Here is an 11696-nt window from a genome sequence, read left to right on the forward strand (position 1 = left end):
GGGGGCGCATGTCGAGTGTTTCACGGAACCAGGACCGCCGCGCCGCCGAAACGCCCCGCGGACAGGTCCTCGAGCGCGCGGTCGGCACGGTCGAGCCCGTACGCGGTGGTGGTGACGTGCAGGTGGTGTTCGTTCGCGAAGCCGAGGAACTCGTGTGCGTCGGAGCGGGTGTTGGCCGTGACGCTGCGCACCTGGCGTTCGCGGAACAGATGCTGCTGGTAGTTCAGCGGAGGCACGTCGCTGAGGTGGATGCCGGCGACGGCGAGCGTGCCGCCGGCGTCCAGTGCGGCGAGCGCGGTGGGCACCAGTTCCCCGGCGGGGGCGAACAGGATCGCCGAGTTCAGCGGCTCGGGCGGCTCGTCGTATGCGCCCTGCGCGGAGGCCGCGCCGAGTTCGAGGGCGAGCCGCCGGGCGGTCTCGCCGCGGGTCATGACGTGCACGCGGGCGCCCCGGGCGAGGGCGACCTGCGCGGCGAGGTGGGCGCTGCCGCCGAAGCCGTACAGGCCGAGCACGCCGCCCTCCGGGACCTCGGCGCGCAGCAGTGCCCGATAGCCGATGATGCCGGCGCACAGCAGGGGTGCGAGTTCCGCGTCCGAGTACCCGGACGGTAGCGGCAGTGCGAAAGCGGAAGGGACGGTGGCATATTCGGCGTAACCACCGTCCGCATCCCAGCCCGTGTAGGTGGAGTTCGGGCACAGGTTCTCGTCCCCGCGCAGGCAGTACCGGCACCGGCCGCACGTGCTGCGCAGCCACGGGATGCCCACCCGGTCGCCTACCCGGTGCTCGCCGAGGTCGCCACCGACCACCTCACCGACGACCTCGTGGCCGGGGACGACGTGCGGCCGGTGCACCGGCAGGTCGCCCTCGCTCACGTGCAGGTCGGTACGGCACACCCCGCACGCGAGGACACGCACCAGCAGTTCCCCGGGCGCCGGTTCGGGAATCGGTTCCCGGACCGGCCGCAACGGATGTTCCGCCGCGGGGCGTGGGATGTCGACACGCCATGCTCGCATCTCTCCGGGGGTGCTCATGCGCGTCTCCTTCCGTCGTCCGGCTCAGCATGCCCTTTCTCGGCGGTGGTCGGCCAGGGGACAAGGACCCGGTCGGCAGTGGTTCACTTCCACAGCGGTTTCGCCGCCCGCCGCGCCCGCTTCCACGCGCGTTCGAGCAGCGCGACCTGCTCTTCACCGATCTCGAGTTCGCGCTGGTAGACGATCCCGAGGCCGAAGCTCGACTCGGCGGTGTGGTCCTGCTCGGACACCATGTCGAGCAGGTGCTCGCGGGCGACGACCGAGTCCTGGAACTCGCCGAGCAGATCCTGGAAGTCGTCGAAGTGATCGAGGGCGCGTTGGGCGCGCTTGCGATGCAGCGGCCGCAGCACCTCGATGGCGTAGCGCATCCGCTTGGCGCCCTTGCGGGCCCGATGGACGAGTTCGTCCCGCTCGGCGTGCGTGGCTGCGTCCCCGGCGTTGCGGACCCGGCGCGAGACCTTCTTCGCGAGGCGGGCGAGCGCACGGTCGAGGTCCTTCGGGCGAACCTGTCGTCGCCGTTCGCCGGGACCGGATCCGACTGCCCCCGTCGCCAGCTTGTCGATCAGTGCGTCGAGCGAACCCAGCAGGGCCGCGTAGCGGTCCGAGTCGAGGGTGCCGACGGCCTCGAGCCGGGCCGCGTCCGACCGGGCGGAGAAGTACTCGTCGACGCGGGCGCGGATGGCCTCGCGCTGCGCTTCCACGGGTACCTCCCCGACGCGGTCCACGATGCGCTCCCACTGCACCTCGAGGTCGCGCGACGGGCTGAGTTTCCTTCCCGTCCACCGTAGTTCGTCGACCAGGCTGTCGTCGATCGCGAAGGTTCCCGCATATGTCTGCAGGGCACTGCGGATCCGGCGCAGGGCCTTGCGCATGCTGTGGACGGCGTCCGGGGCGTCCCGGCGCACGCCGATCTCGGCGAGCTCGAGGGTGCGCAGCTCGCCGCGCAGGTAGTCGCGCAGGTACCCGGCCGGGCCGGGCACCTGCTCCTCGGCGGGCAGCAGATCGCCGAGCGCCCGATGCAGCTTGGAGGGATTCGGGGCGCGCTCGATTCCGGCCGCGGTCAGCCGCTCCTCGACGGCATCGAGCAGATCGGTTCCGGCCGAGGCGAGCTCGACCTCGATCTCGCGCCACCGCTGCGACTCACTGCCCTCCCCTCGGGTCGCGACGACGTCGTCGACGACGATCTCGGCGAGGTCCCGCCCCTCGTCGTCGATCAGGCGGTGGCGCCACCGCTGCGTGTTCAGCACCGCCGCGAGCGCGACGGGACGCGCACGGCGCACCCCGTGCAGGAGGGTGAGCAGTTCGGCCGGTGGCCGGGCGGTGTCGTCGCCGAGCGGGAAGCGCACCTCCGTCCGGGTGTCCGTGCCGGCGGGGAGCTTCACGTGCCAGCCGGCGTCGTGACCCCCCTCGCGGCGGCGCAGGGTGATCCCGGCGCGCAGCAGTCGCAGATCGTCGGTGTCGTAGTACCGCGCCGACAGCTGCTGAAGTTCGGGCTCCGGGTGTCCGTCGACGCCGGGCAGGCCCGACAGGTCCGGCAGCTGCTGCCCGTGCCCGACCGCATACTTGCGTTCCGATTCCTGAACCGCGTCGATCCTGGGCGGCGTGGTCATGCGATCCGACTCCTGTTCCGGCGGTTGCCCTGCGTGTCCTCGTCGCGCTCGTCGGCGGCGTTCGTCAGACCACTCTGCCACCCCGGCACCGACCTGTGCCCGTCGCGCGTGATCGCCACTGCGGCCGGGCCGCACGGCGCCACTGCGGCCCGGCCGCACCGTGGACTGCGGCCCGGCCGCACGGCGCGGCTGCGGGCCCGGGAGCGGGGCCCTTCGACTCTGTCCGACCGCGTGCCCGTCGGGCGATCATCGAATAACCTGGGCCGGGGAGGACACAGATGAGGATTCTGGTGACGGCGGCGAGCAGGCACGGCTCCACCACGGAGATCGCCACGGCTCTCGCGGCCGCCCTGCGCGACAAGGGAGCGCACGTCGACGTCGTCGCGCCCGAGCAGGTCGACGCCGTGGACGGCTACGACGCGGTGGTCCTCGGCAGCGCCGTCTACCTCGGGCATTGGCTGCATCCCGCCAAGACCTTCGTCGATCGGCACGCCGGCGCGCTGCGGGAGCGCGCCGTGTTCCTGTTCTCCTCGGGCCCGATCGGCGACCAGGACCGCCCCGTGAACAGGCCGTACGACGCCTCCCTGGCGACGGAGCGCACGGGCGCGCGCGAGCACCGGATGTTCGCCGGGAAACTGGATCCGGAGGTGCTCGGCGCCGGCGAACGCGTGGTTGCCCGCATGACCGGAGGACGCACCGGAGACTTCCGGGACTGGGACGCGATCGGGACTTGGGCCGCGCAGATCGTCGAGTCCGTGGAGCGGCATGCGGTCGAGTCGAGCGGCTGTGGGAGAGACAACGATGGTTACTGAGATCCGGCCGGACACCGCGGCGATCCGGGATGCGGTCGAGTCGGCGTGCCGGGCGCCGTCCCTGCACAACAGCCAGCCGTGGCGTTGGGAGTGGACGGGCGAACGGCTCGAACTGTATGCCGTCGCCGAGCGCATGCTCGGCCACACCGATCCGAGCGGCCGGCAGCTGGTTCTCGGCTGCGGGGCGGCGCTGCACCACGCCCGCGTCGCGCTGTCCGCCGCGTCGTGGATCCCCACGGTGACCCGGCTTCCGGATCCGTCGCGCCCGGACCTGCTGGCCGTTCTCGACTTCGACCGGCCGCACACGGTCGACGCCCGTGACGCCGCCCTCGCCCTCGCGATCGGTGCCCGGCACACCGACCGGCGGCCGTTCGCGGCGCCCACGACCCTGCGCGAGAGCCTGGTGGATCTGGAGAACGCCGCCCGCCGGGAGGGGGCGTCGCTGTCGATCCTCGACGCCGAGGCCCGCTCGGACCTCGCGCGGGCGTCGGAACTGAGCACGGCGATCCGCGAGGGCGACGAGGCCTACCGGCAGGAGCTGGCCTGGTGGACCGGTCGCGCGGAGCCCGGCGACACGGGCGTGCCGGCGTCCGCGCTGCTCGACGAGGAGGCCGCCGGGGACATCGACGTGGGACGGCGGTTCCTCACGGGTGCAGGAACTCTGGACACCGTGCAGCCGAAGGTGGACGCGTCGGCGCTGGCGGTGCTCAGCACCCGGGCCGACGAGCGGATCGACTGGCTGCGGGCGGGGGAGGCGATGTCCGCGGTACTGCTCGAGGCCACCGCGGCGCATCTGGCGACCTGCCCGCTCACCCACGTGACGGAGATCGAGGCCAGCCGCGGCATCGTGCGCACGGCGACGGCGCGGACCGGGGAGGTCGCGGGATTTCCCCAGGTGGTGATCCGATTGGGGGCCCGCAGCGCGCGGGGACTGCCCACCACGTCGCGACGTCCGGTCGACGAGGTCTTCGTCGACCGGAGCGGAAGGGACGGATAGCCGCCGGCAACCGGACGAGTGGGATCAGTCGGACGGGTTGCGGTACTTGTCGGCGAGTTCCCGGGCGCGTTCCCACGGCGACCAGTTCACGTCGCGGCCTTCCAGCTGGGCCTCGAGCACCTCGAACCCGGCATGCCAGTCGGCGCCGTGCGCGTAGGCCGAGTCCTCGTCCTCGACGGTGTGCGTGAGCGTCAGCCAGCAGCCGCCGGACCCGTCCGGCACCAGTTCCCAGTGCAGGACCTCGGCGTCCCACATGTACTCGAGGATGCGCCCGGGATGCACGGAGATGACGGTGCCCGTGGCGGTGTGGTCGGCGGGTAGCCCGAGGCGCTCGGCCTGCTGCTCGGTGGCATGGAAGACGAGCTGGGCACCGGGGGTGAGATCCAGTTCTACGCGGGCCGGGAACCAGGCGCGTAGGTACTCGGGGTCGGTGATGACCCGCCATACGCGGTCCGGGGGATGGGCGAAGGCGTGCTGGAAGCGCAGGGCGACGCGGCCGTCGTAGGTGCGCGAGACGGTGCCGTTATCCATGGGGTCCTCCAAGACGTGAGCCCGTGCGATCAACGGGGTCCTGGTGTGCTGTGCCTCCATGCTGCCAGGTTTCGTGCGCTGGCGAAGCGGGTCCGTCGACCTGTATACGGATCATCGAACTCCACCGCGCGGGCCAGTAACTGCAGTGGGCACGAATAGTCTTGGGGCGCAACATCATAAATATCGGGATACAGGTTGTCTCCGAGGATCGGCAGGCCGAGCGAATTCATGTGCACGCGCAACTGGTGCGTCTTGCCGGTGCGGGGCAGCAGCCGGTAACGGCCCAGCCCGGCGTCCGTTTCGAGCAGTTCGACGCGGCTGAGGGCGTTGATCTCACCCCGCACCTCCCGCGCCTGCAACACGCCGCGCTCCTTGACGATGCGGCTGCGCACCTCGCGCGGAAACCGCATCCCGGGCACGTGCCGGGCCACGGCCTCGTACTCCTTGTCGACCCCGCGGGCATCGAAGAGCGACTGGTAGGCCCGGCGCGCACCGGCGTGGACGGTGAAGACCAGCACGCCCGCCGTGAGCCGATCGAGCCGATGGGCCGGGCTCAGCTCCGGCAGGTCGAGTTCGCGGCGCAGCCGCACCAGCGCCGTCTCGGCCACCCACGACCCACGCGGTGTCGTCGCCAGGAAGTGCGGCTTGTCCACCACCAGCAGGTGCTCGTCGCGATGCAGGACATCGATCTCGAACGGCACCCGCTCCTCGACCGGCGGATCGCGGTACAAGTACACGAATCGGCCTGCCGCGTACGGGGTGTTCTCGGTGATCGCCGCGCCGGCACCGTCGACGACCTCACCGGCCGCGACCTTCTCCTGCACGCGCGCCGCGTCGGCGGGGAAGCGCGCCAGCAGAAACTCCGCCACCGTCGCCCAGGAGCCGCCGTCGGGCAGGCGCAGGCGGGTCGGATTCAGGCCGTCGCGGACGGGCAGCGGAGCACGGCGCACACCCGCACGGTAACTGTTTCCGCCAACCGACCGCGCGGCGACCGCGGGATGGCGACACTGGTGGCGGAAGAACCGGACGGAACGGGACAAGGAGCGGGCGATGAATGATGCGCCGATCGTGGTCGGGGTCGACGGATCGGCGCCGGCGCGCGCCGCGCTGCGGTGGGCGGCCGGCGAGGCCGCCTCCACGGGGGCGCCGCTGCTGCTCGTCTCCAGCGCGAACGCCGGCGGGATCGGCGCCTCGTCGCCGTTCTTCGACGAACTGCGATTCACCGCGCGACGGAACCTGGCGTCCGCCGCGGAGTCCGTGGAACGGGAGCACCCCGAACTGTCCGTACGCACCGAACAGTCGAGCCTGGTGGCCGCACAGGCGCTGCTCGGGTATTCCGGTCGGGCGCGGATGCTCGTCCTCGGCCGGCGCGGTCTCGGCGAGTTCACCGGCGGCCTGGTCGGATCGGTGACCTCCGCGGTGGTCGCGCACGCACACTGTCCCGTCGCGGTGATCCCTGGGCCCGACGAGAGCGGACGGGGCGCGGACGGCCCCGTCGTGGTCGGTGTCGACGGCTCGCCGGCGAGCCTGCACGCCCTCGACGTCGCGTTCGAGGCCGCCGACCGCTACAAGGCGCCGCTGGTGGCGGTGCACGCATGGTCCGACCGCGACCTCGTCGACGTCGTCGCCGGCACGCCCGGAGCCACCTGGGAGGACGTCGACCAGCAGGAGAGTGTCGTGCTCGCCGAGTCCCTCGCCGGCCGCACGCAGGACTATCCGAACGTCGACGTGGAACGGGTCGTCGTGCGGGACCGCCCGGTGCGCAACCTGCTCGAGCGGGCCGAGAACGCCCGGCTGCTCGTCGTCGGCAGCCGCGGCCGCGGCGGCTTCGAGGGCATGCTGCTCGGCTCGACGAGCCGGGCGCTGCTGCACACGACGCCGTGCCCGCTGCTCGTGGTCCGGCGCGACTAGGGATACCCGGGTCAGGTCTGCTCGTCCGGCGGCGGTGTGCGGCGGATGGGCAGACCCAGCGCGCTGCGATCGCAGGCCCGCACCAGGTCCGTCGCCGTGACGATGCCGACCAGTCGTTCGCCCGACACGACGGCCACGAGGTCGAGCCCCGGCCGCAGCAGCACCCGGCTCGCGACCTCGGCGAGCGACGCGTCGGCGAGCACCCGCGCCGCCGCGGGCAGCGGCCGGGCCCGGTCCGCGACCGAGACGACCGTGCGCTCGCCCTCCGGGACGGGCGTCAGGTCGGACAGCGACACCACGCCGGTGGGCCGGTGCCCGTCGTCGACGACGGGGAACACCCGGTGGTGCGAGCCGCGGGCCGCGACGGCGAGGAGCTGCGCCACGCTCCAGCGCGCGGGGGCGGCCACCGGCGACGGCGTCATGACGTCGCCGACCCGGGTGTCGCCGAGCTGATGCCTCAGCGACGCGTTCGCGAGCTCGGCGTTGGCCGCGGTCCGCAGGAACCAGCCGAGGAGCATCAGCCACAGGCCGCCGGCGCTGCCGAGGGCGAGCGTCTCGGCGGCGCCGAGCAGGATCAGCGCCAGCCCCACCGCGCGGCCGGAGCGCGCGGCGCCGCTCGCGGCCGCGAGGCGGTCGCCGGTGCGGCGCCACAGCACCGCCCGCACGACCCGTCCGCCGTCCAGCGGCGCACCCGGCAGCAGGTTGAACACGGCCAGCACCAGGTTGGTCGCGCCGAGCCAGCCGATCGTCGCGGTCACCAGCTCCGGGACGGGCGGGCCGAGGAACGAGGCCGCCGCCAGCGCCACGACGCCGATCCCGACGCTCGTGAGCGGTCCGGCCAGCGCGATACGCAGATCGGCTTTCGGGTTCGGCGGTTCGTCGCGCAGCTCGGACACGCCGCCGAGCAGCCACAGCGTGATCCCGTCCACCCCGACTCCGTAACGGCCCGCTACCACCGAATGCGCAAGCTCGTGGGCGAGCAGCGACACCAGCAGGCCCACCGCCGCGGCGACGCCCGCGATCCAGAACTGTGCGGGGCTCGGACCGCTGATCCGGGCGGGCAGGATCGCCCCGGCAAGCAGCCACGACAGCAGCCCGAGCGTCGCGAGCAGCGACCAGTGGGCCCGGATCTCTATCCCCGCGACCCGGCCGATCCGGATCGATCCGCGCAGCATCGTCACACCCCCGGACGGCAGATCATGGTCGGGCACGGCGCGTGGTGTAGCAGCGCCTGACTCGTCGAGCCCAGGAGCAGGCCGCCGAGCAGTCCCCGGCCGTGGCTGCCGACGACGCTCAACTGAGCGTGCTTCGCCAGTCGCAGCAGCAGGTGCCGGGCGCCGATCTGCTCCACGATCTCGGTGACCGGCACGTCCGGGTACCGCTCGCGCTGCCCGGCGAGGCACTCGGACAGCAACGCCGTCTCCTCGGCCTCGACGACCGCCCAGTCGATCAGTTCGAGCGCCGAGGTGCGGCCCGCCACCTCTCCGGCACCCCACGCGTGGGCGGCGAGGACGCCGACCCCGAGCGCCGCGGCCATGTCGAACGCGGCGGTGACCACCGGGCCGGCGTCCTCGCTGCCGTCGAGGCCGACCAGCACCGGCCGGCGGTCCGTGCCCGGTTCGGGGACCGGATCGCCCCGCCAGAGGACGACCGGGCAGGTGGACCGGTTGGCGACCCGCAGCGCGGTGGAGCCGGTGAGCAGCGAACCGAGCGCACCCGTGCCGGTGGCTCCGAGTACGAGCATCCGGCTGCGGTCGCCGTGTTCGAGCAACGCCAGGTCGGGTGGCCCGTCATGGACGGTTGTGACCACCTCGAGATCCGGGTGTTGCCGGTGCAGCTCCGCCGCGGTGTCGTCGAGCAGTTCGCGGCCGGTTTCGGCGAGGCGGTGGGTGTATTCGGCCCGCGCGCGCAGCGCGGCGTCACTGAAATAATTCCGGGGGCCCGGCAGCGAATGGACGAGCTGCAGGTCCGTGCCGAGCCGCTCGGCGACGGCTGCGGACCAGGTCGCAGCCTGTTTCGCGGCGTCGGAGCCGTCGATTCCGACGGTGACGGGCCGCCTGCCGAGGTCGCTGCTCATTGCGCCTGCCTTTCGGTTCGGCTTTGCTCGATAACGATTATGTGCAAGCCTCGTACGGGCCGACGTGGACCTCTACCGTGTTGTTGCGTAACTGTCGGGGCCACAGTTGTTGTTGCTACAAATGTGCTGATGGAGCCTGGTGTGACTCATACTTCCAGAACCAAGGCCGGACGTCGGGGGGTTCGGGCGCTCGTCCGATTCCTGATCGCGGCGCTCGTGCTGCCGCTCGCGGTGGCCTTCGCCGGCGCGGGCACTGCGTCGGCGGACCCCTACTCCCGCCTGCGGGAGCACTGGGTGCCGGCGCCGGGCGGGGTCGGCCAGATCAAGGTACGCATCTGGCTGGCGAACAACGGCAGCAACAAGGCCATGTACCTGCTCGACGGCCTGCGCGCCACCAACGACGTGAGTGGCTGGGAGCACGAGACGAACGCCGCGTGGCTGTCGGATCACGGCGTCAACGTGGTGATGCCGGTCGGCGGCCAGTCCAGCTTCTACACGGACTGGTACGCGCCGAGCAACCTCAACGGCCAGCGCTACACCTACAAGTGGGAGTCCTTCCTCACCGAGAACCTGCCGGACTTCCTGGCCGGTACGTACGGCATCGACCGTTCCAGCAACGCGATCGTGGGCCTGTCGATGGGGGGCAACGCGGCGCTGATCCTCGCGGCCTACCACCGCGACCAGTTCCGCTTCGCCGGTTCCATGTCCGGTTACCTGAACCTGTCCGCGCCCGGCATGCGTGAGGCGATCCGCCTCGCGATGATCGACTCCGGCGGCTACAACGCCGACTCGATGTGGGGTCCGCCGTGGAACTCGGCGTGGCTGCGCAACGACCCGTTCGTCGCCGCGCCCAGCATGCGGGGGCTGCCGATGTGGATCTCCGCGGGCAGCGGTCTGCCCGGCCAGCACGACCGGCCGAACTCCGCGATCGGGGTGTTCAACACGGGTAACGCGATGGGACTCGAGGCGCTCGCCCTGGCGCAGAACCGCGCGTTCCAGGTGCGGTTGGCGACGCTGGGCATCAACTCCGCCCACTTCGACTTCCCGGCCGCCGGCACCCACACGTGGGGGTACTGGCAGGACCAGCTGTGGGCGATGCTGCCCATGATGAAGTCCTCCATCGGTGCCTGAACGGTTCTCCCCGCCGGCACCCGGCACCCTGCGGGGCCGCACCTTCGTGGTGACCGGCGCGAACAGCGGTCTCGGTGAGGCCACCGCCCGGACGCTCGGCGTTGCCGGTGCCGACGTGGTGCTCGCGTGCCGGAACGTGGCCAGGGGCGAGGCGGTCGCGCGGGATATCGGCCCGCACGCGCAGGTGCGCCGGCTCGATCTCGCCGACCTGGCGTCGGTGCGGGAGTTCGCGTCGGGCATCGAGACCGTCGACGTGCTCGTCAACAACGCCGGCGTGATGGGCGTGCCGCTGAGCCGCACGGTGGACGGCTTCGAGATGCAGATGGGCACCAACCACCTCGGGCACTTCGCGCTGACCGGGCTGCTGCTCGATCGGCTCACCGACCGCGTGGTCACCGTCTCGAGCATGAGCCACCGGTTCGGGCGCATCCATCTCGACGACCTGAACTGGGAGCGCCGCCGGCACTACAGCCGCTCGCTGGCCTACGCGGAATCCAAGCTGGCGAACCTGATGTTCAGCCTCGAGCTCGGGCGCCGGCTGGCGGCCGCCGGATCGCCGCTGCGGGCGGTGGCCGCGCATCCGGGCTATGCGGCCACCGACGTCGGGACGCACACCGGAACGTGGTTCGACCAGTTGTTCCGCCTCGGGAAGAGAGTGCTCGAGCGCACCCCGGCCCAGGGCGCCGAATCCGTGGTGGTGGCCGCCGCCGATCCCGAGGTGACCGGCGGCTACATCGGGCCGGACCGTTTCTTCGAGCTGTACGGCCCGCCGACCGTGGCCGCCTACAGCCGCCGCGCCGGAGATCCGGACACCGCCCGGCGACTGTGGGAGCTGTCGGAGAAGCTCACGGGCGTGCGGTTCGATCTCTAGCGAACGGCGCCAGCAGGCCCGCGTACGGCTTCGCCGGCGGGACGGCGAACTCGCCCCGTTTGCCGGTGCGCAGACCCAGCGTGACCAGGGACTGGACGAACAGCGTCGCCGCGGCCACCCCGTCCACGACCGGGGCGCCGAGCTCCTCGGAGATGTGTGCGCACAGGTCGGCCATGCCGGCACACCCGAGCACGACGGCGTCGGAGCCGTCCGCGTCGAGCGCCTCGAAACAGGCCTCCGTGACGATCTTGCGGGCGTCGGGATCGGTCTCGAGGTCCAGCACCGGCAGCTCGCACGCGTGCACGCCGAGGCAGGACCGGCGCAGGCCGTACCGTTCGGCCAGATCCCACGTCCGGCCGGTGGTCCGGCCCAGCGTCGTGACGACGGAGAAGCCACGGCCCAGGAGCGCGGCCGCGTGCATGGCGGCCTCCGCGATGCCGACGACGGGCCCGGCGGCGATCTCCCGCGCTGCGTCGAGCCCCGGGTCGCCGAAGCAGGCGATGACGTATCCGTCGACGCCGGCCTCCTCGCCCGCGGCGATCTCGGCGAGCACGCCCGGTACGGCGAGCGCCTCGTCGTAGTGGCTCTCGATCGAGGCGGGACCCATCGTGGGGCTGACCGCCTCGATGTCGGTGCCCGGGCCGGCGACGGCCTGGGCACATGCCTCGATGGTGGCGGTCATCGACCGGGTGGTGTTCGGGTTGACGACCTTGATGCGCATTCCG

12 protein-coding genes are annotated in these 11696 nt (G+C 72.2%); 5 read left to right on the top strand and 7 right to left on the bottom strand.

What is annotated here, in order from left to right; genetic code table 11:
• Positions 1 to 20 precede the first annotated feature (20 nt).
• Positions 21 to 1013, bottom strand: a complete 993-nt coding sequence (locus ACWPOB_RS02770) for a zinc-binding alcohol dehydrogenase family protein (protein WP_455399900.1) — start codon at positions 1011 to 1013, stop codon at positions 21 to 23.
• A gap of 101 nt (positions 1014 to 1114) precedes the next feature.
• Positions 1115 to 2641: a CYTH and CHAD domain-containing protein gene (locus ACWPOB_RS02775; protein WP_455399821.1), complete on the bottom strand. Its 1527-nt coding sequence runs from the start codon at positions 2639 to 2641 to the stop codon at positions 1115 to 1117.
• 278 nt (positions 2642 to 2919) lie between these two features.
• On the opposite strand from ACWPOB_RS02775, the gene ACWPOB_RS02780 reads away from it, so the two are divergent.
• A complete protein-coding gene (locus ACWPOB_RS02780; RefSeq protein WP_455399822.1) occupies positions 2920 to 3453 on the top strand; it encodes a flavodoxin domain-containing protein in 534 nt (177 codons plus the stop codon).
• On the top strand, positions 3443 to 4450 hold the full coding sequence (locus tag ACWPOB_RS02785; protein ID WP_455399823.1) for an Acg family FMN-binding oxidoreductase: 1008 nt from the start codon (positions 3443 to 3445) through the stop codon (positions 4448 to 4450). The genes ACWPOB_RS02780 and ACWPOB_RS02785 overlap by 11 nt, the downstream gene beginning before the upstream one ends.
• Before the next feature lie 24 nt (positions 4451 to 4474).
• Here the strand turns inward: ACWPOB_RS02785 and ACWPOB_RS02790 are convergent, their stop codons facing one another.
• Positions 4475 to 4981, bottom strand: a complete 507-nt coding sequence (locus ACWPOB_RS02790; RefSeq protein WP_006946948.1) for an SRPBCC domain-containing protein — start codon at positions 4979 to 4981, stop codon at positions 4475 to 4477.
• A 29-nt stretch (positions 4982 to 5010) separates the two neighbouring features.
• The gene (locus ACWPOB_RS02795) at positions 5011 to 5931 is read right to left on the bottom strand and encodes a pseudouridine synthase (RefSeq protein WP_455399824.1); all 921 of its coding nucleotides are present in this window, start codon (positions 5929 to 5931) and stop codon (positions 5011 to 5013) included.
• A gap of 100 nt (positions 5932 to 6031) precedes the next feature.
• On the opposite strand from ACWPOB_RS02795, the gene ACWPOB_RS02800 reads away from it, so the two are divergent.
• Complete coding sequence (locus tag ACWPOB_RS02800; RefSeq protein ID WP_100058449.1) at positions 6032 to 6892, top strand: universal stress protein; 861 nt, start codon at positions 6032 to 6034, stop codon at positions 6890 to 6892.
• Positions 6893 to 6903: 11 nt separating this feature from the next.
• On the opposite strand, the gene ACWPOB_RS02805 is transcribed toward ACWPOB_RS02800, so the two are convergent.
• Together ACWPOB_RS02805 and ACWPOB_RS02810 are read right to left on the bottom strand one after the other, a co-directional pair.
• Complete coding sequence (locus tag ACWPOB_RS02805; protein WP_455399825.1) at positions 6904 to 8103, bottom strand: site-2 protease family protein; 1200 nt, start codon at positions 8101 to 8103, stop codon at positions 6904 to 6906.
• Complete coding sequence (locus tag ACWPOB_RS02810) at positions 8070 to 8969, bottom strand: universal stress protein (protein ID WP_455399826.1); 900 nt, start codon at positions 8967 to 8969, stop codon at positions 8070 to 8072. Before ACWPOB_RS02810 ends, ACWPOB_RS02805 begins: the two co-directional genes overlap by 34 nt.
• 129 nt (positions 8970 to 9098) lie before the next feature.
• On the opposite strand from ACWPOB_RS02810, the gene ACWPOB_RS02815 reads away from it, so the two are divergent.
• Positions 9099 to 10100 (top strand): alpha/beta hydrolase, encoded by a 1002-nt coding sequence (locus tag ACWPOB_RS02815; RefSeq protein WP_455399827.1) that lies wholly within the window; start codon positions 9099 to 9101, stop codon positions 10098 to 10100.
• Positions 10093 to 10971 carry an oxidoreductase gene (locus ACWPOB_RS02820; protein WP_100056658.1) on the top strand — a complete coding sequence of 293 codons (879 nt, stop codon included), beginning with the start codon at positions 10093 to 10095 and terminating at the stop codon, positions 10969 to 10971. Before ACWPOB_RS02815 ends, ACWPOB_RS02820 begins: the two co-directional genes overlap by 8 nt.
• Here ACWPOB_RS02820 and ACWPOB_RS02825 read toward each other — a convergent pair.
• Positions 10946 to 11692 carry an aspartate/glutamate racemase family protein gene (locus ACWPOB_RS02825; RefSeq protein WP_455399828.1) on the bottom strand — a complete coding sequence of 249 codons (747 nt, stop codon included), beginning with the start codon at positions 11690 to 11692 and terminating at the stop codon, positions 10946 to 10948. The genes ACWPOB_RS02820 and ACWPOB_RS02825 overlap by 26 nt on opposite strands.
• Positions 11693 to 11696: the final 4 nt, after the last annotated feature.

This window comes from Rhodococcus sp. 2H158, assembly GCF_053764755.1.

Excerpts from the sequence above, each read along its gene's own strand:
- ACWPOB_RS02785 (WP_455399823.1), top strand. The coding sequence starts at position 3,443 with ATGGTTACTGAGATCCGGCCGGACACCGCGGCGATCCGGGATGCGGTC.
- ACWPOB_RS02780 (WP_455399822.1), top strand. The coding sequence starts at position 2,920 with ATGAGGATTCTGGTGACGGCGGCGAGCAGGCACGGCTCCACCACGGAG.
- ACWPOB_RS02770 (WP_455399900.1), bottom strand. The coding sequence starts at position 1,013 with ATGCGAGCATGGCGTGTCGACATCCCACGCCCCGCGGCGGAACATCCG.
- ACWPOB_RS02790 (WP_006946948.1), bottom strand. The coding sequence starts at position 4,981 with ATGGATAACGGCACCGTCTCGCGCACCTACGACGGCCGCGTCGCCCTG.
- ACWPOB_RS02810 (WP_455399826.1), bottom strand. The coding sequence starts at position 8,969 with ATGAGCAGCGACCTCGGCAGGCGGCCCGTCACCGTCGGAATCGACGGC.
- ACWPOB_RS02825 (WP_455399828.1), bottom strand. The coding sequence starts at position 11,692 with ATGCGCATCAAGGTCGTCAACCCGAACACCACCCGGTCGATGACCGCC.
- ACWPOB_RS02815 (WP_455399827.1), top strand. The coding sequence starts at position 9,099 with ATGGAGCCTGGTGTGACTCATACTTCCAGAACCAAGGCCGGACGTCGG.
- ACWPOB_RS02800 (WP_100058449.1), top strand. The coding sequence starts at position 6,032 with ATGAATGATGCGCCGATCGTGGTCGGGGTCGACGGATCGGCGCCGGCG.
- ACWPOB_RS02775 (WP_455399821.1), bottom strand. The coding sequence starts at position 2,641 with ATGACCACGCCGCCCAGGATCGACGCGGTTCAGGAATCGGAACGCAAG.